At 70.1% G+C, this 21,036-nt stretch carries 18 protein-coding genes; 8 read left to right on the top strand and 10 right to left on the bottom strand.

Annotated elements, in window-relative coordinates; genetic code table 11:
* Nucleotides 1-617, bottom strand: a 617-nt coding sequence (locus ACF8O7_RS17410) for an AMP-binding protein (RefSeq protein ID WP_392443900.1), incomplete at its 3' end; no start/stop codon positions are given.
* A 148-nt stretch (nt 618-765) separates the two neighbouring features.
* Here ACF8O7_RS17410 and paaN point away from each other — a divergent pair.
* Nucleotides 766-2,424 carry a phenylacetic acid degradation protein PaaN gene (gene paaN / locus ACF8O7_RS17415; protein WP_392443902.1) on the top strand — a complete coding sequence of 553 codons (1,659 nt, stop codon included), beginning with the start codon at nt 766-768 and terminating at the stop codon, nt 2,422-2,424.
* A 15-nt stretch (nt 2,425-2,439) separates the two neighbouring features.
* On the opposite strand, the gene ACF8O7_RS17420 is transcribed toward paaN, so the two are convergent.
* Entirely contained in the window at nt 2,440-3,075 is a 636-nt protein-coding gene (locus ACF8O7_RS17420; RefSeq protein ID WP_280048623.1) for a TetR/AcrR family transcriptional regulator, read from the bottom strand.
* A 191-nt stretch (nt 3,076-3,266) separates the two neighbouring features.
* On the opposite strand from ACF8O7_RS17420, the gene ACF8O7_RS17425 reads away from it, so the two are divergent.
* On the top strand, nt 3,267-3,950 hold the full coding sequence (locus tag ACF8O7_RS17425; protein WP_013804635.1) for a response regulator transcription factor: 684 nt from the start codon (nt 3,267-3,269) through the stop codon (nt 3,948-3,950).
* Between the two features lie 5 nt (nt 3,951-3,955).
* Nucleotides 3,956-5,932, top strand: coding sequence for an ATP-binding protein (locus ACF8O7_RS17430; RefSeq protein ID WP_133072509.1), 1,977 nt, complete (start codon nt 3,956-3,958; stop codon nt 5,930-5,932).
* Here ACF8O7_RS17430 and ACF8O7_RS17435 read toward each other — a convergent pair.
* Both ACF8O7_RS17435 and mnmA read right to left on the bottom strand, forming a co-directional pair.
* The gene (locus ACF8O7_RS17435) at nt 5,901-7,460 is read right to left on the bottom strand and encodes a serine hydrolase (protein ID WP_016449576.1); all 1,560 of its coding nucleotides are present in this window, start codon (nt 7,458-7,460) and stop codon (nt 5,901-5,903) included. The two genes, ACF8O7_RS17430 and ACF8O7_RS17435, sit on opposite strands and share 32 nt — an antisense overlap.
* Nucleotides 7,461-7,591: 131 nt before the next feature.
* A complete protein-coding gene (mnmA, locus tag ACF8O7_RS17440; RefSeq protein ID WP_065347090.1) occupies nt 7,592-8,710 on the bottom strand; it encodes a tRNA 2-thiouridine(34) synthase MnmA in 1,119 nt (372 codons plus the stop codon).
* 102 nt (nt 8,711-8,812) lie between these two features.
* On the opposite strand from mnmA, the gene ACF8O7_RS17445 reads away from it, so the two are divergent.
* The gene (locus tag ACF8O7_RS17445; RefSeq protein WP_043791331.1) at nt 8,813-9,739 is read left to right on the top strand and encodes a LysR substrate-binding domain-containing protein; all 927 of its coding nucleotides are present in this window, start codon (nt 8,813-8,815) and stop codon (nt 9,737-9,739) included.
* Nucleotides 9,740-9,741: 2 nt separating this feature from the next.
* On the opposite strand, the gene ACF8O7_RS17450 is transcribed toward ACF8O7_RS17445, so the two are convergent.
* From ACF8O7_RS17450 to ACF8O7_RS17475, 6 genes are read right to left on the bottom strand one after another with little or no spacing between them, the layout of a single operon-like run.
* A complete protein-coding gene (locus ACF8O7_RS17450; RefSeq protein WP_267179022.1) occupies nt 9,742-10,524 on the bottom strand; it encodes an enoyl-CoA hydratase in 783 nt (260 codons plus the stop codon).
* Nucleotides 10,525-10,535: 11 nt separating this feature from the next.
* Nucleotides 10,536-11,522, bottom strand: a complete 987-nt coding sequence (locus ACF8O7_RS17455) for a tripartite tricarboxylate transporter substrate binding protein (protein WP_267179021.1) — start codon at nt 11,520-11,522, stop codon at nt 10,536-10,538.
* Between the two features lie 36 nt (nt 11,523-11,558).
* Nucleotides 11,559-12,725, bottom strand: coding sequence for a CaiB/BaiF CoA transferase family protein (locus ACF8O7_RS17460; RefSeq protein WP_392443906.1), 1,167 nt, complete (start codon nt 12,723-12,725; stop codon nt 11,559-11,561).
* A gap of 48 nt (nt 12,726-12,773) precedes the next feature.
* The gene (locus ACF8O7_RS17465; RefSeq protein WP_016449571.1) at nt 12,774-13,559 is read right to left on the bottom strand and encodes a citryl-CoA lyase; all 786 of its coding nucleotides are present in this window, start codon (nt 13,557-13,559) and stop codon (nt 12,774-12,776) included.
* Nucleotides 13,560-13,590: 31 nt separating this feature from the next.
* Nucleotides 13,591-15,090, bottom strand: a complete 1,500-nt coding sequence (locus tag ACF8O7_RS17470; RefSeq protein WP_392443908.1) for a class I adenylate-forming enzyme family protein — start codon at nt 15,088-15,090, stop codon at nt 13,591-13,593.
* A 56-nt stretch (nt 15,091-15,146) separates the two neighbouring features.
* Nucleotides 15,147-16,184 (bottom strand): tripartite tricarboxylate transporter substrate binding protein, encoded by a 1,038-nt coding sequence (locus ACF8O7_RS17475; RefSeq protein ID WP_392443910.1) that lies wholly within the window; start codon nt 16,182-16,184, stop codon nt 15,147-15,149.
* Between the two features lie 143 nt (nt 16,185-16,327).
* Between ACF8O7_RS17475 and ACF8O7_RS17480 the strand changes: the two genes are divergently transcribed.
* The 4 genes from ACF8O7_RS17480 to tcuB all read left to right on the top strand — a co-directional run bounded on the left by ACF8O7_RS17480 (nt 16,328) and on the right by tcuB (nt 21,003).
* Nucleotides 16,328-17,134 (top strand): IclR family transcriptional regulator, encoded by an 807-nt coding sequence (locus tag ACF8O7_RS17480; protein WP_013804645.1) that lies wholly within the window; start codon nt 16,328-16,330, stop codon nt 17,132-17,134.
* A 56-nt stretch (nt 17,135-17,190) separates the two neighbouring features.
* Nucleotides 17,191-18,153 carry a LysR substrate-binding domain-containing protein gene (locus ACF8O7_RS17485; protein WP_012202727.1) on the top strand — a complete coding sequence of 321 codons (963 nt, stop codon included), beginning with the start codon at nt 17,191-17,193 and terminating at the stop codon, nt 18,151-18,153.
* 87 nt (nt 18,154-18,240) lie between these two features.
* Nucleotides 18,241-19,656 (top strand): FAD-dependent tricarballylate dehydrogenase TcuA, encoded by a 1,416-nt coding sequence (gene tcuA, locus ACF8O7_RS17490; RefSeq protein ID WP_203400141.1) that lies wholly within the window; start codon nt 18,241-18,243, stop codon nt 19,654-19,656.
* 141 nt (nt 19,657-19,797) lie between these two features.
* The gene (tcuB, locus tag ACF8O7_RS17495) at nt 19,798-21,003 is read left to right on the top strand and encodes a tricarballylate utilization 4Fe-4S protein TcuB (RefSeq protein WP_203400142.1); all 1,206 of its coding nucleotides are present in this window, start codon (nt 19,798-19,800) and stop codon (nt 21,001-21,003) included.
* Nucleotides 21,004-21,036 lie beyond the last annotated feature (33 nt).

A 21,036-nucleotide genomic window follows, 5' to 3' on the forward strand; every position in this document is an offset into this window, starting at 1 on the left:
TCCATCCCCTGGCGCTGCATCTCCTCCACGATCACCTGCATGTAGCTGGGCGTGACCATGATGATGTCGGGCCGGAAATCCTGGATCAGCTGCACCTGCTTTTCGGTCTGCCCGCCCGACATGGGCACCACGGTGCAGCCCGCGCGCTCGGCACCGTAGTGCGCGCCCAGCCCGCCCGTGAACAGGCCGTAGCCATAGGCCACATGCACCATGTCGCCAGGCCGCCCGCCCGCCGCGCGGATGGAGCGCGCCACCAGATTCGCCCAGTTGTCGATGTCATTCAACGTGTAGCCCACGACCGTGGGCTTGCCCGTGGTGCCCGAGGAGGCATGCACGCGCGCCACCTTCTGGCGCGGCACGGCGAACATGCCGAACGGGTAGTTCTCGCGCAGGTCCTTCTTGGTGGTGAAGGGAAAGCGGGCCAGGTCGGACAGCGTGCGCAGATCGGAGGGGTGCACGCCCTTCTCATCGAAGGCGCGGCGGTAGTGCGGCACGTTGTCGTAGGCATGCTGCAGCGACCAGCGCAGGCGCTGCAGCTGCAACGAGGCGATCTCGTCGCGGCTGGCGGTTTCGATGGGGTCGAGTTCGCCGGGGGCGGGGCGCAGGTCTTTGTTCATCGGGGTTCTGGCGTCGTGAGGCAAGGGGTTCAGAATAATTGACCGACCGGACGGTAGGATTATAAGATGCAGCTTTCTTGAGCAACAAGGCTTGTTGTCCGGTACTAACCCTGATAGCGACGCCACATTCCAACCCAGGAGACATCCCATGCCCGCCCACGCCCTCTACGAACGCCACCGCCCTCTGCTCGACGACGCGCTGCAGGCCCTGTCCCGCCGGGGCCACTGGTCGCCCTTCCCCGAGGCGCCCTCGCCCAAGGTGTATGGCGAGACCGCCCAGGCCCAGGGCCATGCCGCCGTGCAGGCGCTGTTCGGCAAGGACTATCCGCTGCGCCAGCCCGGTGAACGCGCGCGCGTGGCCACCGAGCAATCGCCCTATGGCGTGGCCCTGGACATCCGCTATCCCGAGTGCGATGCCCAGGCGCTGGTGGACGCGGCCCAGGCGGCCGAGCCTGCGTGGCAGGCGCTGGGCCCCCAGGGCCGCACCGGCGTGCTGCTGGAGGCGCTGACGCGCATCCACCAGCGCAGCTTCGAGATCGCGCATGCCGTGATGCTGACCACGGGCCAGGGCGCGATGATGGCCTTCCAGGCCGGCGGCCCCCATGCCCAGGACCGCGCCCTGGAAGCCATTGCCGTGGCCTGGAAGGCCATGGCCGACGTGCCTGCCGAGGCCGACTGGGAAAAGCCCCAGGGCAAGCATGCGCCCGCCGTGCTGCACAAGCGCTTCGAGATCGTGGGGCGTGGCGTGGCCCTGGTCATCGGCTGCGCCACCTTCCCGACCTGGAACACCTACCCGGGCCTGTTCGCCGCGCTGGCCACGGGCAACCCCGTGATCGTCAAGCCCCACCCCAACGCCGTGCTGCCTGCTGCGCTCACCGTGAGCGTGCTGCGCGATGTGCTGACCGAGCAGGGCCTGGACCCCAACCTCGTGACCCTGGCCGTGAGCGGCAAGCCCGAATTGGCCCAGGCCCTGGCCACGCACGCCGCCGTGGCCTCCATCGACTTCACGGGCGGCAATGCCTTCGGCCAGTGGCTGCAGTCCAACGCGCCGCAGGCACGCCTGTATGCCGAGATGGCCGGCGTGAACCTGGTGGTGATCGAGTCCACCGATGCCTACGCAGGCATGCTGCGCAATCTGGCCCTGTCACTGTCGCTGTACAGCGGCCAGATGTGCACCACCACGCAGAACCTGCTGATTCCGGCCGGCGGCATAGAGACTGACCAGGGCCACAAGAGCTTCGAGCAGGTCGGCGCCGATCTGGCCGCCGCCATCGACCAGTTGCTGGCCGATCCCAAGGTGGCCTTCACCGTGCTGGGCGCCATAGGCTCTGCGCAGACCGTGGAGCGCGTGGAACAGGCCGCCACCGTGGGCCGCGCCGTGCGCGCCTCGCAAAAGCTCACCCATCCCGAGTACCCGCAGGCCGAGGTGCGCACGCCCGCGCTGCGCGCGCTGGACGTGGCGGACGCCGCCATCTACGAGCGCGAATGCTTCGGCCCCGTCTCCTACCTGGTGGCCGTGCCCTCGGCCCAGGCCGCGCGCGAGCTGGCCGAGCGCAGCGTGCGCGCGCATGGCGCGATGACGCTGGGCCTGTACTCCACGGATGCGGCCTTCGTCGATGCCGTGGCGGCCTCGGCGCTGCGCTCGCGCGTGGCCCTGTCCATCAACCTCACGCAGGGCGTGATGGTCAACCAGTCGGCCGGTTTTTCCGACTTCCATGCCACGGGCGGCAATCCCGCGGCCAATGCCAGCTACACCACGCTGGCCTTCGTGGCCGACCGCTTCGTGGTCGTGCAGCGCAGGTGGTGATGGACCGGGCCGAGCCTAGGCCTGGCGGGCCTTGCGCGGCTTCTTGGCGTCCGGCACGCTGACCGCGCGCACGCCGCCGAAGAACAGCTGGGACACCATGGTGCCAATGGCGTCATGGTCCAGCGTGCCGCCCGGCTTGAGCCAGGTGAAGGTCCAGTTGATCATGCCGAACAGCAGCATGGCCAGGGGCTTGCCCAGGGCGCTGTCGGCGGGCTCGCCGCGCACCTGGGCAATGGTCTGCGCAAAGGCCGCGACCACGCGGCGCTCCACGTCCAGGATGCGCTGCTGGTCTTGCTCGCGCAGGAAGCGCACGTCCTCGGTCAGCACGCGGTGGGCATTCTGGGCCTGGGCGTACTCCTGGCCGAAGCCGCGGATCAGCGCATGCAGGCGCTGCTCGGGATCGGCATGGGCCTGCAGGGTGTCGTTGACCAGGGCTTCGAGGCGCAGCACATGCTCTTCGGCAATGCGCACGGCCAGGTCGTGCTTGTCGAGCACATAGTGGTAGAGCGTGGCCTTGGAGACGCCGCAGGCCGCAGCCACCTCGTTCATGGAGGTGCCCGCATAGCCGCGCTGCGCGAACAGCTGGGCGGCGTGGGAGAGGATCATTTCACGCTGGCCATCGTAGCCAGCAGGGTCACGTACGCGTGCCATGCGGCGGCGTCCTTTCGGTAGGTGTCGTTGCCAGGGTCCGCCCGTGCGGCCCGGGCCGGAATTATGGACGGCGCAGCGGCGCGCGCCCCCGCGATTACCAGTTTTCAGGGATATGCAAAGATGCGGGCTTCGCCCACAGTCGGGCGGCCATCCTGCCCCTTTTTACGCCCGCCGCTGCGCACGCCTTTTCCATGCCCGCCCATCTGCTTGTCCCAGAGTCCACGCTTCCGGCCCCGGTGCTGGTGGTGGAGGACGAGCCGCTGATCCGCCAGCGGCTGCAGTCCGTGCTGGGCCAGCTGGGCTACACGCCCGATGCCCTGCTGTTCGCAGGCTCCCTGGCCCAGGCCCGCGCCTGCCTGGCCGAGCCCGTGGCGCTGGCTCTGGTGGACCTGGGCCTGCCCGACGGCAGCGGCATCGACCTGATCGCCGAGATGCGCAGCGCAGACCCGGCCGTGGGCATCCTGGTGATCTCGGCCTGGAGCACGGAGGACGCCATCCTCGCGGCGCTGCGCGCAGGCGCCACCGGCTATGTGCTCAAGGAACGCGACGACCTGGAAGTGTCGCTGTCCATCCGCAGCGTGCTGCGCGGCGGCGCCCCCATCGACCCCTTCATCGCGCGCCGCGTGATCGCCGAGCTGCAGGGCGCGGCACCGGCCACGCCGGAGAGCAGCGGCACCGAGTCCACGCTGAGCGCGCGCGAAAGCCAGATCCTGCGCCTGGTGGCCGATGGCCTGACCAACCGCGAGATCGCCGAGCAGCTGCACCTGTCGCGCTACACGGTGGAATGCCACATCAAGCACATCTACCGCAAGCTGGCCGTGTCCTCGCGCACGCGCGCCGTCAACACGGCACGCGTGCGCGGCCTGCTGGGCTGACGGCCATGGGCGGGTGGCGCCGGTGGTTCGGCCCGGTGCGGCACTTCGCTCTGGGCCAGGCCCTGGGCCTGGCGGTCCTCCTGTGCAGTCCCTGCGCCTTGGCCCAGGCCTGCCTGCCGCAGATCCTGTCCATCCAGTCCGCCAAGGCCGCAGGCCTGGGACCGCCGCCCATCGCCAGTGCGGTACGCGACTGGCACAACGTGACCCTGCCCGACCACTGGCTGGACCGCTGGCCCGGCTACAGCGGCGCCGTCTGGTACCGCATCGACTGGCAGCGCGGCTGCGCTCACCCCCCTGCCGCTTCTGCCACCGCCGCCGCAGATCCCGTGGCGCTGGCCTTGCACTCCATGGTCATGGCCGGCGAGGTCTTCGTGAACGGCGACCTGCTGTGGCGCGACCGGCACCTGGTCGAGCCCCTGTCGCGCAGCTGGAACATGCCGCGCTTTTGGCTGCTGCCCGAATCCGCCCTGCATGCGGGCACCAACAGCGTGTGGATACGCGTGCACGGCCTGGCCGAGCAGACGCCCGGCCTGGGCGAGGTGCGCCTGGGCGAGCCCGAGGCGCTGCGCCAGTGGCACGCGCAGACCTGGTGGAACCAGCGCACGCTGTTTGCCATGAACATCGTGGTCTCGCTGGTGCTGGGCGTGCTGTTCGCCTTTGCCTGGCTGCAGCGGCGCGCCAGCAAGGCCTTTGGCTGGTACGCGCTCAATGCCTTCTGCTGGGCGCTGTTCCTGGCCAATATCCTGGCCACCGAGGCCTGGCCCTTCCCCGACACCCTGGCCGTGGCACGCGGCAACCTGCTGGTCTTTTTGCTGTTCGGCCAGAGCTTTTGCCTGTTCACCTGGCGCTTCGGAAAACTGCACCTGCCCCGGCTGGAAAAGCTGCTGTGGGCGCTGACGCTGGCCGGCATGGCCGCCGCCATCTTCGCGCCCTGGTCGCTGGTGGACGGCGTGCTGCACATTGGCCTGGTGTACTTCGGCATCTGCGTGGCCGTGTCGCTGCACTTTCCGCTGCACGCCTGGCGCACGCGCGAGCCGGGCCACCTGGTCTACGCGGCCTGCCTGCTGGTCTTCCTGTGCGCGGGCCTGCACGACATGCTGGCGCTCAAGAAGGTGATCGGCCCCGCCACGCCCTGGATGCCCTATACCGCACCGCTGACCATGCTGGCCCTGTCCATGGTGCTGGGCCGGCAGTTCGTGCTCAGCATGCGCCGCATCGAGCAGTTCAACCAGGAGCTGACCGACAGCGTGGCGCGTGCCTGCGACGAGCTCGGCGGCACGCTGGCGCGCGAGCATGCGCTGGCGCTCAGCCACTCGCGGCTGCAGGAACGGATGCAGCTGGCGCACGACCTGCACGACAGCCTGGGCGGCTCCCTGGTCCGCTCCATCGCCATGGTGGAGCAGGCCGGCACCCCCATGCACAACCGCCAGTTCCTGTCCGTGCTCAAGCTGCTGCGCGACGACCTGCGCCAGATGATCGACAGCGGCACCAGCGTCTCCGTCACCGTGCCGGACACGCCCCAGGCCTGGATCGCGCCGCTGCGCCACCGCTTTGCCAGCCTGTTCGACGCGCTGGACATGCAGTCCGACTGGCAGGTGCCGGCCGCCTGGCCGCAGCCGCCCGGTGCGCTGCAGTGCCTGGCGCTGACGCGCGTGCTGGAGGAAGCGCTGGCCAATGTGATCAAGCACAGCCGCGCCCAGTGCGTGCAGGTGCAGCTGCAGTGGCCCGAGCCGCATTGGCTGATGCTGCGCATCACCGACGACGGCGCAGGCTTTGACGTGTCCGCCGTGCAGCAGGCCGGTATGGGCGTGGGCCTGCGCAGCATGCAGGCGCGCCTGCAGCGCCTGGGCGGCCATCTGGACATGGATTCAGAACCCGGCGCCACCGTGCTGGCCGCCTGGCTGCCCGTGCCCGGCGATCACCTGCACGACGGCGCGGAGCAGGCCACCCTCAGCGCGAAAAGCGCCCTATCCCCGCACTGACGCCGGCCGGGGTCAGCACATCGTCGAAATACTCCAGCGTGAGCTGGTTGCCGTCGAACGTGGCCTTGGACAGGCTGCCCGGCGAATCGCCCTCGGGCACGAAGCTGAAGACCTCGCCATCCCAGTGGCTGAGCAGCATGCGCTGCGAACCCAGGCTGACCTGCAGCCCCCCGCCACCCGTCTGCAGGCTGACCTGGGCCGGTCCGTAGAAGCGGTTGGCGTAGCTGCCCACATAGGCGCCCAGCGGCCGGGGCGGGCGCGGGAAAGGGGGCCGGGTCTTGCCTGCCAGCTCGCCATGCGGCTGCATGATGGGTGCCAGCCGCTTGGTCCAGATGCTCTCCCAGTCCTGGCGCTGGCGGCCCCATTCGACCTGGTCCAGGAACTGCGAGACCACGATCTCGGGCACGCCGATGGGCATGCCGTTGGTCAGCACCACGATGCCCAGCTTGAGCTCGGGCATGACGGTGAAGCTGGTCGCGCTGCCCGTGCCGAAGGCACCCGAGTGGCTGTAGGTGGTGCGCCCCGCCTCGGACACGCCCACGTTGAAGCCGAAGCCGTAGTAGCGCGCAGGCTCGCCGTTGCCGGCCGGCGACTGCAGCATCTGCGGCGACAGCGCCGTGCGCAGCGCCTGCGCATCGACCACCTGGCGGCCCTCGAAGCGGCCTTCGTCCAGCAGCATGGTCATCCAGCGCGCCATGTCGCGCACCGTGGAGCTGACGCCGCCGGCGGCCGACTGCGCATCGGGCCGGCGCACCGGCCCCGTCTGCCACACGCCGTTGACGCGCAGGTGGCCGGCCGCGCGGTTGGCGCGCGCCTCGAAATCGGCAAACAGCGAGCTGGTCTGCGTCATGCCCAGCGGGCCGTAGACGGCCTGCTGCGACAGCGCGGCCCAGGACTGGCCCGCGATGGCGGCCACCGCCTCGGCGCCCGTGGTCAGGCCGAAGTTGCTGTAGGCGTACTGGGTGCCCACGGGCCGCAGCGGCAGGTAGCGCAGGCGCTCCAGGATCTGGCGCTGGCTGTAGCCCAGCTCCTCCAGCGCATCGCCGGCCTGGCCGGGCAGGCCCGAGCGGTGGGCATACATGTCGCCCACGGTGATGCGCTGGGCCGCGTCGGCATCCTCCAGCGTCCACCAGGGCAGGCCCTGCTGCACGCGCGTGTCCCAGGACACGCGGCGCTGGCCCACCTGCTGCGCCACCACGGTGGCGCCCACGGACTTGGAGACGGAGGCGAGCTGGAACACCGTGTCCGCATCCACGGCCAGCGACGAGCCCAGACGGCGCACGCCCATGCCCTGGGCATAGACCAGGCGCCCTTCATGCACGACCGCCACGGCCACGCCGGGCACGCCCGTGCGCCGCATCTGCGCGCGCACCTGGCCGTCGAGTTGATCGAGCGCACGCTTGACGCGGTCCGTCACGGGCGGATCGATGGGGTCGCCCCAGGACACCTCGCCGTTGCATCCGGCCGTGGCCACGGCGCCAAGGGCCGCTCCCAGAAAATGCCGGCGCGCAAGAATCGATGAAGCCATGGGGTCTCCTGTGGTGCTGTCGTGAAGAACAAAAGGAAAAAGAAAAAGGGGCGGTTGTGCCGCCCCCCGTGACGATAGCAAAACGCGACGGGCCGCATCCTGCCCGGCATCAATGCCGCATCAGTGCTGCATCAGTGCGGATCCACCGCCGCGATGATGCCGCCGCCCAGGCACACGTCGCCGTCGTAGAGCACGGCCGACTGGCCGGGCGTGACGGCCCATTGCGGCTCGGGGAAATCCAGCCGGAAGCCCTCGGGCGTGGCGCCCGAGATCAGGGCCGGCGAGTCGGGCTGGCGGTAGCGCGTCTTGGAGCCGTAGGCCTTGCCCTCGGCAGGCGCGTGGCCGGCCACCCAGCTGACCTGGTCGGCCAGCAGCGACTGCGACAGCAGCCAGGGATGGTCATGGCCCTGCACCACGCGCAGCGTGTTGGTGTCCAGCTCCTTGCGCGCCACGAACCAGGGCTCATGGTCGCCGCCGCCGCGCGGCGCGCCCTTTTCCTTGACGCCGCCGATGCCCAGGCCCGAGCGCTGGCCCAGCGTGTAGAACGACAGGCCCACATGCTTGCCCAGCTTGCGGTTGCGGTCGTCGAGGATGTTGCCGGGCTCCTTGCTGATGTAGCGGTTCAGGAAGTCGCGGAACGGCCGCTCTCCGATGAAGCAGATGCCCGTGGAGTCCTTCTTCTTCGCGTTGGGCAGGCCGATCTCCTCGGCAATGCGGCGCACCTCGGTCTTCTTCAGCTCGCCCACGGGGAACATGGACCTGGACAGCTGGGCCTGGTTGAGGCGGTGCAGGAAGTAGCTCTGGTCCTTGGCCGGGTCCAGCCCCTTGAGCAGTTCGAACAGCTGCGTGTCGGGGTTCTGGCGCACGCGGGCGTAGTGGCCCGTGGCGATCTTCTCGGCGCCCAGGCGCATGGCGTGGTCCAGGAAAGCCTTGAACTTGATCTCGGCATTGCACAGCACGTCGGGGTTGGGCGTGCGGCCGGCCTGGTACTCGCGCAGGAACTCGGCGAAGACGCGGTCCTTGTACTCGGAGGCGAAGTTCACATGCTCGATCTCGATGCCGACCACGTCGGCCACGGCGGCGGCATCGACGAAATCGACATTGGACGAGCAGTATTCGCTGTCGTCGTCATCTTCCCAGTTCTTCATGAAGATGCCGACCACTTCATGGCCCTGTTGCTTGAGGAGATGGGCCGTGACAGCGGAGTCCACACCGCCCGACAGGCCCACCACGACGCGGTGTTTAGTCATGGCATCGATTATCCCAGCGCCCTTCAAAGGCTGCGCGCCACGGGCTTTGCAGCCCTGCGCCAGCAGGAATAATGGCCCTCCTGCCCCCTAGGAAACGCCCGCATGCGCTACGACCTGACCGATCTGAAGCTGTTCATGGCCATCGCCCAGGCCGGCAATCTCTCGCGTGCCAGCCAGGCGCGGCACCTGACGCCCTCGGCCGCCAGCCAGCGTCTGCGCAACCTGGAGCAGGCCCTGGGCTGCCAGCTGTTCACGCGCGAGCACAAGGGCATGCGGCTGACCGAGGAAGGCCACGCCATGCTCGAGCATGCGCGCGGCGTGTTCGCCGCCATCGACGGCATGGAGGCCGAGGCCGCCCTGCTGGGCAGCAGCCTGCAGGGCAAGGCAACGCTGGCGGCCAACAGCTCCTCGCTGCACGGCTTCATCGGCCCGCACATCGGCGAGTTCCTGACCGCCTTTCCCGAGGTGAACCTGACCCTGGTCGAGCAGACGAGCGAGACGATTGCCGCCAGCGTGGCCGAGGGCGAGGCCGACCTGGGCGTCTACGCGGGCGAGCCCATGGCGGGCGCCGTGGCCTGCGAGACCTTTGCGCTGGACCGCCTGGTGGTGATCGCCCCGCCCGGCCATCCGCTGGTGCCCCAGCCGGGCGAGAGGCCAGACGACGGCGAAGGCCCTTCCTGCCGGTTCTTCGACACCCTGTCCCATGCCTTCGTGGGCATGGCGCTGACCAGCAGCAACTACGCCTTTCTGCGCGAGCTGGCCAAGCGCCATGGCCGGCCGCTGCGCTGCCGCATCCACGTGGACGATTTCACCTCCATCGTGCGGCTGGTCTCGCAGGGCGTGGGCCTGGCCATCATTCCGCACAGCATCTACCGCAGGCTCGGCACCGCGCATGCGGTGGCCTGCCTGCCGCTGGAGGAAACCTGGGCACGGCGCCCGCTGCAGCTGGTGCGCTCCAGCGAACGGCCGCTGACGCCCACCGCGCAGCGGCTGCGCAGCTTTCTGAAAGGGCTGGCCGACAAGGCCTAGGTTCAGGGCTGGGGCTGGGCTTGGGCCTTGGCCTGCTTGCGCTCCAGGAAGGCATTCATGTGGTGCTGCGGCTCGCCCGTGTTGAAGGCCGCGCCGAACTCGGCCACGCTGTCGGTGATGGCCGAGTCCACGCCCATGCCCTCCCAGCGGCGCAGCAGGCGCTTTTGCTGGCGCAGCGCCTCGATGCCGATCCCGCCCAGCCCCTCGGCAATCTGCGCGATGCGCGCATCGAGCTGGTCGCCGGGCACGCATTCGTTGAGCAGGCCCCAGCGCTCGGCCTGCAGGGCGCCGATGTTCTCGCCCGTGAGCAGCAGCCAGCTGGCGCGCGTGCCGCCGATCTGCGCCGGCATCATGGCCGCGTGGATCACCGAGGGAATGCCGACCTTGACCTCGGGCATGCCCACCACGGCATCATCGGCCGCGATGCGCAGGTCGGCCGCCATGGCCAGCTCCAGCCCGCCGCCCAGCGTATGGCCCTGCAGCCTGGCGATCACGGGCACGGGGAAATGCCGCACCGCGTTGCACAGGTCGCGCAGCCCGCTGATGAAGGCGCGTGCCGAGGCGACGTTGAGCGACGCCATCTCGCGGATATCGGCCCCCGCCACGAAGGCGCGCGTGCCCGATCCGCGCAGCACCAGGCAGTGCAGATCGGGGCGCTCGGCCAGCTCGGCCAATTGCGCGGTCAGCGCGCGGATCACGGGCGTGCCCAGGATGTTCAGCGGCCCGCCGCCGGTGATGGTGAGCACGGCGGTCTGCGGGGTGGGAAAGGTCACTTGTGCATGCACGGCAGATCTCCTCAAAGTTTCTCGAATCCGATGTCGCGGATCAGCTGGGACCAGGCGCGGTTGGAGCGCTCCACCGTCTGCCTGAACTGCGCAGGCTCCTGGAAGTCCACGACGGCGCCCTGCTGCTCTATGGTCTTGATCAGCTCGGGCTTTTGCAAGGTCTTGCGCATGGCTTCGCTGAGCCTGGCAAGAATGGCGGGATCGAGCCTGGCAGGCGCGCCCAGGCCGTACCAGGACATGTCGTTCATGGGCTTGAGCCCGGCCTCGGCATAGGTGGGCACGCCCGGCAGGGCCGGAAGGCGCACGGGGCTGGACACGGCCAGCGCACGCAGCTGGCCGCCCGCGATCAGCGCACCGGAAGACGGCATGTTGTCGAACACCACATCGAGCTGCCCCGCCATCAGGTCGTTGAGCGCCGGCCCCAGGCCTTTGTAGGGCACATGGGTGAGGGTGGTGCCCGTGGTGCTGCCGAACAGCGCACCGCTCAGGTGGCTGAGCCCGCCATTGCCCGAGGAGCCGTAGTTGAGCTTGCCCGGCGCGGCGCGCGCCGCGTCGCTGACGTCCTTGGCGCTCTTGTAGGCCGAGCCTGCGCTGACCACCATCACGCCCGGCACGTTGGCGATGTTGGTGATGGGGGTGAAGTCCTTCACCGGGTCATACGCGGGCTTGGCGTAGACGTTGGGGTTCACCGCATGCGAGCTCTCCACCATCATCACCAGGGTGTAGCCGTCGGCCGGCTGCTTGGCCGCATAGGCCGAGCCCGTGCTGCCGCCCGCGCCGGGGCGGTTTTCCACCACCACGGCCTGGCCCAGCGTCTCGCCCAGGTAGCGGGCCGCCACGCGCGCGATCACATCGGTGGCGCCGCCCACCGCATAGGGCACGACCAGGCGTACGGGCCGCTCGGGATAGCTTCCTGCCCCCGCTGCATATGCCAGCGGCATCCCCGCCAGCGCGGCGGCTGCCACGGCGGCCTTCAGTGCTTTCATGCGTTTCGTCATCCTTGTCTCCTTCTTGGCTTGTCGATGTCTAGGGATTCAGAGGTCCTGCGGCGCCGCACCGAGCACGGGCGGCGGCGGCACCTGGGCACCACTGCCGGCCGGCACCATGGGGTTGCGCACCAGCCTCAGCGTGCCCAGCTGCGGGTGCTCCACCGTCTGCAGCATCTGGCGGTGCCGCACCTGCGGATGGGCGAAGACCTGCTCCATGGTGTTGATGCAGCCCCAGGGCACCTGGGCGGTGTCCAGCGCATCGGTCAGGGCCTGCAGCGGCCAGCGGCCCAGCGCCGCGCGCAGCAGCGGGCGCAGCTGCGCCATGCCGGTCAGGCGCGCGGCATTGGTGGCAAAGCGCGCGTCCAGGTGCCAGTCCGTGCCCAGCACGGAGCACAGGGCGGCGAACTGCCCGTCATTGCCGATGGCCAGGATGAAATGCCCGTCTGCGCAGGCAAACACCTCGTAGGGCGCGCAATTGGGATGGGCGTTGCCCGTGCGGCGCGGGTTCTCGCCGCTGACCAGGTAGTTGGCCGCCTGGTTGGCATTCATGGCCACGGCTACGTCCAGCAGCGCCAGGTCGATGTGCTGGCCGCGCCCCGTGCGCTGGCGCTGCACCACGGCCGCCAGCACGGCGCTGGTGGCATACATGCCCGTCATCAGGTCCACCACGGCCACGCCCGTGCGCAGCGGGCCCGCGCCCTCCTCGCCATCGGCCACGCCCGTGTAGCCCATGAGGCCGCCCAGCCCCTGGAACACATAGTCGTAGCCGGGCTTGTGCGCAAAAGGGCCGCTCTGGCCGAAGCCCGTGATCGACAGGTAGATCAGCCCGGGGTTGATGGCGGCCAGCGCCGCATAGTCCAGGCCGTGGCGCGCCAGGGCGCCGGCCTTGTAGTTTTCCACCAGCACGTCGGCATCGCGGATCTGGCGCAGCAGCCAGGCATGCGAGGCCGGCTCGGTGAAGTCCAGCGCCACCGACTGCTTGCCGCGGTTGCAGGACAGGAAGTAGGCCGACACGGCCTCGCCACCGGGCGCCTGCACGAAGGGCGGGCCCCAGGCGCGCGTGTCGTCGCCCGTGCCGGGACGCTCGATCTTGAGCACCGATGCGCCCAGGTCGGCAAGGTTCTGGGTGCACCAGGGTCCCGCCAGGATGCGGGACAGGTCCACCACGCGCAGGCCGTCGAGGGCGCCGGACAATCCATGGGTTTGTTGCATGGACTCCATGCTCGCGGCATGGCGCGCGGTGGTCCATCGGTCATTGCTTCACGCAGCGTTCGCGGAAACTGCATGCCCCGCGTAGGGGATGGCCTCCTCCACGGTTTCCCAGATGAACCGGCCCGACGGGCTTTGCTGCTCCTCCACCACATGCGCCACCAGCCCGGCCGCCCGCGAGATCACGGCAAAGCCGCGCATCACGGCCGTGGGCACGCCGATCTCGCCCAGCAGGGCGGCCACGGCCCCCGTGGCATTGATGGTGATGGGCCGGCCCGCTGCGGCGTCCACGGCGGCGGACAGGGTTTCGAGCGCGCGGATTCTGCTGCCCGCCAGTTCGGGTTCGGCGCGGCCCATGTCCAGCAGCTTGTAGGCGCGCGGGTCCACGGGCTTGTGCAGGTGGTGGCCGAAGCCGGGCACGGGGCTTTTCAACGCCTTGTGGTGCCGGGCGATGGCGCGGGCCTCGGCCTCGGGGTCGGCGGCGGCGGCGATGCGGTCGAGCAGCGCGGCGCAGTTCTCCATGGTGCCCACGAAGGAGCTGCCCACGGCCAGCAGGCCGGCCGAGACGGCGCCCTGCAGGTTCTCGGGCGCGCTCATGTAGATGAGGCGCGTGGCGATGGCGCTGGGCGTGAGGCCATGCTCCATGAGCACGATGAGCACCACATCGGCGATGCGCAGGTCCACGGGGCGCGGCGTTCGGCCCAGGATCTGCATCAGCATCACCTCGGTGAAGGTCTTCTTGCCCATCAGGTCCTCGACCAGGTCGGCATCGCGGTAATGCAGGCTGGTGAGGGTGTGGGTGCACAGGCGGGTGACGGGGGGTTGGTGCGTGGCCATGGCCAGGGTCTCCTTGTGATGGTGTGCGGGATCAACGAGGTGCCAGCGCAAGCTCGCGCACGGCCGTCTTGAGCAGCTTGCCCACGGGCGAGCGCGGCAGGCTGGCGTGAAAGTGGATGCGCTTGGGTGTCTGCACGGGGCCCAGGCGCTGGCGCACGAAGGCGATCAGTTCGGCCTCGTCCGGCCGCTGGTCGGGGCGCAGTTCGGCGCGCAATTGCACGGCGGCCTGCACGGCCTCGCCCCAATGGTCGTCGGGGATGCCGAAGACCACGCACTCGTGCACGGCCGGGTGCTGGCCCAGGGCGTTTTCCACATCCACGGGATAGACGTTGAAGCCGCCCGTGATGACCAGGTCCTTCAGGCGGTCCTTGAGGTGCAGGTAGCCCTGCGCATCGATCAGGCCCCGGTCCCCCGTGTGCAGCCAGCCGTTCACCAGGGTCTCGGCCGTCTTGCCGGGCAGGCGCCAGTAGCCGCTCATCAGCAGATCGCCGCGCGCCACGACCTCGCCCACCTCGCCCCGGGGCAGCAGGCGGCCGTCGGGCGCCATGATGGCCAGGTCGCTGAACCAGGTGGTCCGGCCCACGGAGGTCCACAGGCCTTCGTCCTCGAAGTCCTCGGGCCGCATGGCCGTGAGGATCTGCGGCGCCTCGGTCTGGCCATAGGTGGTGGCCAGCACGGGGCCGAAGAAGGCGCGCACCTGGCGGATTTTCTCCGGCGGCATGGCGGCGCCGCCGTAGATGAGGCGGCGCAGGGCGGGGAAGTCCGCACGGCTGGCGCCCGGCAGCGCCATCAGCATGTAGATCAGGGTGGGCGGCATGAAGCACACGGTGCCGCCGCGCAGGGCAAAGGCGCTGCGCACGGCCTCGGCACCCGCACCGTCGAGCAGCACATGGCAGCCGCCCTGCGCCAGGATGGGCAGCAGGTAGGTGGACGTGCCATGCGTGATGGGCGCGGCCATGACGTAGCGGTCATGCTCATCGAACCCCCAGGCCTGGATCTGGTTGGCAATGCCGGCCATCCAGGCGCGGCAGGGCTGCATCACGCCCTTGGGCAGGCCCGTGGTGCCGCCCGTGAACTTGATGGCCTGGATGGCATCGGCGGGCAGGTCGGGCCCCACGGGAACGGCGCCACTGTTCGCCTGCTCCAGCGCCGCCGTGCCCTCGCCCAGCACCAGGTGGATGCCCGGCGCCCCTTGCACCAGTGCAGCGCCGCCCGCATCGCACAGCACGATGGAGGGCTCGGTGGCATCGATGATGCGGCGCACCTCGGACTGCGTGCTCTTGGGATTGAGCGGCACCCAGACCTTGCCGCTGGCCATCACCGCCAGCAGGGCGGCGACATGGTCTGCGCTGTTGCCCGCGCAGATGCCCACGCGGCTTTGCACGGCGGGCTCCAGCGCCTGCAGGCCGGCCGCCAGCGCGGCCACCTTGCGGGCCAGCGCGTCATAGCGGATGCAGCCGCCCGGCGCGTCGATGGCGATGCGCTGCGGCCAGCGTTCGGCCGCGCGCCAGAAAAAATCAATGGGTTGCATGGGGGTCGTCTCCTCGTGGTGCGGTTGTGTCGAGCTTGTGCCGAACGTGTGTCGAACTACTGGGCGGTGGCGCCCGAGGCCTTGACCACCTCGCGCCAGCGCTTGATCTCCGACGCCGCAAAGCTGCGCATCTGCGCCGGGGTGCCGGGCTCGGGCGTGGCGGCCATCTCGCCCAGGCGCTGGCGCAGCTCGGGTGCGGCCAGGGCGGTATTCAGGGCATGGTTCAGGCGCTCGATCACGGCGGGCGGCGTGCCCGCAGGGGCGGCCAGGCCGAACCAGGACTGCACGTCGAAGCCCGCATAGCCCGACTCCGCCAGCGTGGGCACATCGGGCAGCAGCGCCGAGCGCCGGGCGCTGGTGATGGCGATCGCGCGCAGCTTGCCGGCCTGCACGTGGGGCAGGGCCGAGGGCGCGTTGTCGAACATGGAATCCACCTGCCCGCCCAGCAGGTCGGTGATGGCCGGTGCGCTGCCCCGGTAGGGCACGTGCAGCATGCGCAGGCCCGACAGCTGACGGAACATCTCGCCCGACAGGTGGATCGACGAGCCGCTGCCCGACGAGGCGAAGCTGATGCCCTGCGCACTCTGCCGGGCATGGCGCACATAGTCGGCCACGTTCTGTATGGGCAGGCGCGGGTTGACCACGAGGATGTTGGGAATCTTGGCGATCAGGCCGATGGGCTCGAAGTCCTTGACCGGGTCATAGCCGAGCCGGGGGTAGAGCGAGGCATTGATGGTGTTGGCAATGGTGTAGACATACAGCGTGTAGCCGTCCGCAGGCGCCCGCGCCACGGCCTCGGCGCCCACATTGCTGTTGGCGCCCGTGCGGTTGTCCACCACCACGCTCTGGCCCAGCTGCTCGCCCATCCGGGCGGCCACCAGGCGTGCGATCGCGTCGGTGGCGCCACCGGCCGCATAGCCCACCACGAGCCGCACGGGCCGGGCCGGCCAGGCCGCCGGCTGCGCCAGCACGGGCGCGGGCGCCAACGCCACGGTCGCGACGGTCGCGGCGGCCATGCCGGCCAGTGCGCAGGTGAAGGAACAGGCCAGCAGGCGCCGGCGCGCCCAAGGATTGAAACGGGCAGGGGTTGTCATGTCTTGTCTCCAGGTGATCGTTCTGATGTCCGCTGATGTCTGCTCATGTCTGCCTGTGTGGGCTTTCGACGGCCTGCGGCACACTGCGCGCTGCACGCAGGCCCTTTTCTGCCCTGCCTGCAATCACCGGGAAATTCTTTTCCATGCCTTCGCGCAGCACCAATCCAAACGTCCGGCCAGCGGACATTCCAGTCTCCGCCGACGATGCCGGCAGCCGCACCCTGCGCCGTGGCCTGCAGGTGCTGGACGCCGTGCTGGCCGCTGGCCGCGAGGGCCTGCGCGTCGCCGACCTGTGCCGCGCCACGGGGCTGGAGCGCGCCACGGTGTACCGCCTGCTGTCCACCCTGGTGGACAGCGGCTATGTGGCGCACAGGGGGCGCTTCGGCTATGCGGCCGGCCACCGGCTGGCGGCCACGGCCGCCAGCGCAGGCCAGCCCAACATGGCCGTGCGGCTGCAGCCCGTGCTGGAGCGCGTGAGCGCGGGCTGCGCGGACGCGGCCTTTGCCATCGTGCGCGAAGGCGCGGCATCGCACTGCATCGCCCGCCATGTGGGCACGCATCCGGTGCAGATCCTGGTGATCCAGGTGGGCACGCGCCAGCCGCTGGGTGTGGGAGCGGCGGGACTGGCCCTGCTGGCCGCCCTGCCCGATGCCGAGGTGCAGGCCGCGATGGCAGCCAACGCGCCCGTGCTGGAGCAGTACGGCGGCATGACGCCCGAACGCATGGCCCTGCTGGTGAAGGCCACGCGCCAGCGCGGCTGGTCCGTCATCGGCAACCACGCCACGCGCGGCGTGCTGGCCGTGGGCATGGCGGTGCGCAATGCCGAAGGCGAGCCCGTGGCCGCCGTCAGCGTGGCCTCCACGCTGGAGCGCATGCCCGGCGAGCGCCAGAAGCTGATTGCGCGCTCGATAGGCGAGGCCCTGGCGGCCCTGCTGCCGCGCGGCATCTGAGGCCAAGCCCCGGTCTGCACCGACAATCGGCGCTGCACACCACAAGCGCCGCCCCCATGGAACTGAGACAACTCCGCTACTTCGTCCGCATCGTCGAACTGGGCTCCATGAGCCGCGCCGCCCTGGACCTGGACATGGTCCAGTCCGCGCTGAGCCAGCAGGTCAGCCGTCTGGAAAGCGAGCTGTCCACCCGGCTGCTGCAGCGCACGCCGCGCGGCGTGGTGCCCACCGAGGCGGGCGTGGCCTTCTTCCGCGAGGCCCAGCTCACGCTGCGCCATGCCGAGCAGGCCGTGCGCAGCGCGCAGCAGGCGCGGCTGTCGGGCTCGGTCAGCGTGGGCCTGGCGCCCACCACCTCGGCCATGCTGGGCCTGCCCATGATGCAGGCCATGCGCGCGCGCTACCCCGATGTGCGCCTGCACATGGTGGAGGGCATGTCAGGCCACCTGACCGACATGCTCAATGCGCGCGCGCTGGACATGGCCGTGCTGTTCGACGCCCGCCTGCACGGCGGTCAGGCCCGCGCAGGCGGGCGGCGCTGGCAGGTGCACCCGCTGATCGAGGAAGAGCTGTTCCTGATCCGCGCGCGCGGCCACCACCCCGAGCCGCTGCCGCCGCAGATGGCGCTGGCCGACCTGGCCGGCGAATCGCTGATCCTGCCCACGGGCCTGCACGGCCTGCGCAGCACGCTGGACACGGCCTTCTCGCAGGCGCGCTTCACGCCGCATCTGGTGCTGGAGGTGGATTCGCTGTCCATGGTCATGGCGGCCGTGGATGCGGGCCTGGGCAGCACGGTGCAGCCCTGGGCCTCCATGGGCCGCTATGCCGATGCCGCGCAGCGCTTCGAGTGGTCGCGTATCACGGACAAAGATGCCCTGCGCACCAACCTGCTGTGCAGCCTGTCCGAGGATGAGCTGTCGCCCGCCGCCCTGGCCGCGCGCGTGGTGCTGATCGACTGCGTGCGCCAGCTGCTGCGCGGCGGCGCCTGGGCCGGCACGGCCCTCATCCATCACGAAGACTGATACCCCCATGCCGGCGGGCCCCTGCCCGCCGCGCTGCGTTCTCCCTACATTCGCAATCCCCACGATGGCGAATGCAAGGAGAACTCCATGGACCCCGATGTCCTGGTCATAGGCGGCGGCAATGCCGCCCTGTGCGCGGCCCTGATGGCGCGCGAGGCAGGCCGCAGCGTGCTGCTGCTGGAGGCGGCGCCGCGCGACTGGCGCGGCGGCAATTCCGGCCACACGCGCAACCTGCGCTGCATGCACGACGCGCCCCAGGACGTGCTGGTCGAGGCCTACCCCGAAGAGGAGTTCTGGCAGGACCTGCTCAAGGTCACGGGCGGCATCACCAACGAGCACCTGGCGCGCATGGTGATCCGCGCCTCCTCCACCTGCCGCGACTGGATGCGCCGCCACGGCGTGCATTTCCAGCCGCCGCTGTCGGGCGCTTTGCACGTGGCGCGCACCAATGCCTTCTTCATGGGCGGCGGCAAGGCCCTGGTCAATGCCTACTACCGCAGCGCCGAACGGCTGGGCGTGCAGGTGCGCTACGCGTCGCCCGTGGACCGGCTGGAGATCGAGGACGGCGAGTTCAAGGCCGCCTGGGTGGGCGCGCAGCGCATCACCGCAAAGACCTGCGTGCTGGCGGCGGGCGGCTTCGAGTCCAACCGCGAGTGGCTGCGCGAGGCATGGGGGCAGAACGCGCGCGGCGAGTGGCCGTCCGACAACTTCCTGATCCGCGGCACGGCCTTCAACCGCGGCGTGCTGCTGCGCCACCTGCTCGAAGACCATGGCGCCGACCGCATCGGCGACCCCACCCAGGCCCACATGGTGGCCATCGATGCGCGCGCGCCGCTGTACGACGGCGGCATCTGCACGCGCATCGACTGCGTCTCGCTGGGCGTGGTGGTCAACCGCGAGGCCGAGCGCTTCTATGACGAGGGCGAGGACTTCTGGCCCAAGCGCTATGCCATCTGGGGCCGCCTGGTGGCCCAGCAGCCGGGCCAGACCGCCTGGTCCGTCATCGACGCCAAGGCCATAGGCCGCTTCATGCCGCCGGTCTTCCCGGGCGTGCGCGCCGACTCCCTGCCCGAGCTGGCACGCAAGCTGGGCCTGGACGAAAACCGCTTCATGCAGACCCTGGATGCCTACAACGGCGCCTGCCGCGTCGGCCACTTCGACCACACGGCGCTGGACGACTGCCATACCGAGGGCCTGGCCCCCGCCAAGACCCACTGGGCCCGCCCCATCGACACGGCGCCCTTCTACGGCTACCAGCTGCGCCCCGGCGTGACCTTCACCTACCTGGGCCTGGAGACCGACGACACGGCGGCCGTGCGCTTTGCCGGCCAGCCCAGCACCAACCTGTTCGTGGCCGGCGAAATGATGGCCGGCAACGTGCTGGGCAAGGGCTATACGGCCGGCGTGGGCATGTCCATCGGCACGGCCTTCGGCCGCATCGCGGGCCGCAACGCGGCCCTTGCCGCCGCCGGACAACCCGCCGTGCGCGGCGCAGTGAGATGAAGACCCCCCTGAGTCGCTGCGCGCCATCCCCCAAGGGGGACGACAGCCTCGCTGCGGGGCGGCCCTTGCTCGCTGTCCCTGGTCAGGAGCAGGCCTACTTCAAGCGCTGCGGGCGGCAAGCCAACCCCATGGACGACACATATGCAAAACACAATTAGCGCCCTGGCCCAAGAAGCCCAGGACCTGGCCGCAGGCCGGATCATCCCCATCCTGCCGGTCTCCACCGAAACGGCCGCCGAAGGCGAGGTGGCGCGTGCCCTGCAGATCTGCAACGCCTGCCGCTACTGCGAAGGCTTTTGCGCGGTCTTCCCGGCCATGACGCGGCGCCTGGAGTTCGGCAAGGCCGATGTGCACTACCTGGCCAACCTGTGCCACAACTGCGGCGCCTGCCTGCATGCCTGCCAGTACGCGCCGCCGCACGAGTTCGCCATCAACATCCCCAAGGCCATGGCCGAGGTGCGCGGCCAGACCTATGCCGACTACGCCTGGCCGCCCGCCCTGGGGCGCCTGTACCAGAGGAACGGGCTCACGCTGTCGCTGGCCCTGGCCGCAGGCCTGTCGCTGTTCCTGGTGCTGGCCGTGGCCCTGCAGGGCGGCCCGGGCCGGCTGTGGGGCGCCGACCTGGGCGCCAACTTCTACAACCTGTTCCCGCACAACCTGCTGGTGGGCATCTTCGCGCCCGTGTTCCTGTTCGTGGTGCTGGCGCTGGCCATGGGCGTGCGCCGCTTCTGGAAGGACGTCAAGCCCGCCACCGGCGGCGTGGACGTGGGCACGCCAGCGGCGGCCGAGGCCGCGCACGACGTGCTGCGCCTCAAATACCTGGACGGCGGCCACGGCGAAGGCTGCCACAACGACGACGAAGCCTACACCCTGAGCCGCAGGCGCTTTCACCACCTGACCTTCTACGGATTCATGCTGTGCTTTGCGGCCACGGCGCTGGCCACGATCTACCACTACGTGTTCGGCTGGGCCGCGCCCTACGAATTCCCCAGCCTGCCCAAGCTGCTGGGCGCCGTGGGCGGCACCAGCCTCATGCTGGGCACCGCAGGCCTGTGGCACCTGAACCGCAGGCGCCACCCGCTGCATGGCGACGCGCGCCAGAAACCCATGGACCTGGGCTTCATCGCCCTGCTGTTCCTGGTCGCGGCCAGCGGCATGGCGCTGTGGCTGGGCCGCGGCACGCCGGCCCTGGCCCTGCTGCTGTGCCTGCACCTGGGCGCGGTGATCGCCCTGTTCGCCACCCTGCCCTACGGCAAGTTCGCGCACGGCGTGTTCCGCACGGCATCCCTGCTGCGCCACAACACCGAAAAGCGCCAGCCCAGCCCCATCGGGCTGGGCGCCGACTAGCCGCATCCGCCCCGATTCCCAGCCAATGACGGA

The sequence above is a fragment of the Delftia sp. WSY_16 genome (assembly GCF_043104415.1).
In the GTDB taxonomy this organism is placed as follows: domain Bacteria; phylum Pseudomonadota; class Gammaproteobacteria; order Burkholderiales; family Burkholderiaceae_C; genus Comamonas; species Comamonas tsuruhatensis.

Coding starts and splice junctions, on each gene's coding strand:
- paaN (WP_392443902.1), top strand. CDS start 766: ATGCCCGCCCACGCCCTCTACGAACGCCACCGCCCTCTGCTCGACGAC.
- ACF8O7_RS17420 (WP_280048623.1), bottom strand. CDS start 3,075: ATGGCACGCGTACGTGACCCTGCTGGCTACGATGGCCAGCGTGAAATG.
- ACF8O7_RS17425 (WP_013804635.1), top strand. CDS start 3,267: ATGCCCGCCCATCTGCTTGTCCCAGAGTCCACGCTTCCGGCCCCGGTG.
- ACF8O7_RS17430 (WP_133072509.1), top strand. CDS start 3,956: ATGGGCGGGTGGCGCCGGTGGTTCGGCCCGGTGCGGCACTTCGCTCTG.
- ACF8O7_RS17435 (WP_016449576.1), bottom strand. CDS start 7,460: ATGGCTTCATCGATTCTTGCGCGCCGGCATTTTCTGGGAGCGGCCCTT.
- mnmA (WP_065347090.1), bottom strand. CDS start 8,710: ATGACTAAACACCGCGTCGTGGTGGGCCTGTCGGGCGGTGTGGACTCC.
- ACF8O7_RS17445 (WP_043791331.1), top strand. CDS start 8,813: ATGCGCTACGACCTGACCGATCTGAAGCTGTTCATGGCCATCGCCCAG.
- ACF8O7_RS17455 (WP_267179021.1), bottom strand. CDS start 11,522: ATGACGAAACGCATGAAAGCACTGAAGGCCGCCGTGGCAGCCGCCGCG.
- ACF8O7_RS17460 (WP_392443906.1), bottom strand. CDS start 12,725: ATGCAACAAACCCATGGATTGTCCGGCGCCCTCGACGGCCTGCGCGTG.
- ACF8O7_RS17465 (WP_016449571.1), bottom strand. CDS start 13,559: ATGGCCACGCACCAACCCCCCGTCACCCGCCTGTGCACCCACACCCTC.
- ACF8O7_RS17470 (WP_392443908.1), bottom strand. CDS start 15,090: ATGCAACCCATTGATTTTTTCTGGCGCGCGGCCGAACGCTGGCCGCAG.
- ACF8O7_RS17475 (WP_392443910.1), bottom strand. CDS start 16,184: ATGACAACCCCTGCCCGTTTCAATCCTTGGGCGCGCCGGCGCCTGCTG.
- ACF8O7_RS17480 (WP_013804645.1), top strand. CDS start 16,328: ATGCCTTCGCGCAGCACCAATCCAAACGTCCGGCCAGCGGACATTCCA.
- ACF8O7_RS17485 (WP_012202727.1), top strand. CDS start 17,191: ATGGAACTGAGACAACTCCGCTACTTCGTCCGCATCGTCGAACTGGGC.
- tcuA (WP_203400141.1), top strand. CDS start 18,241: ATGGACCCCGATGTCCTGGTCATAGGCGGCGGCAATGCCGCCCTGTGC.
- tcuB (WP_203400142.1), top strand. CDS start 19,798: ATGCAAAACACAATTAGCGCCCTGGCCCAAGAAGCCCAGGACCTGGCC.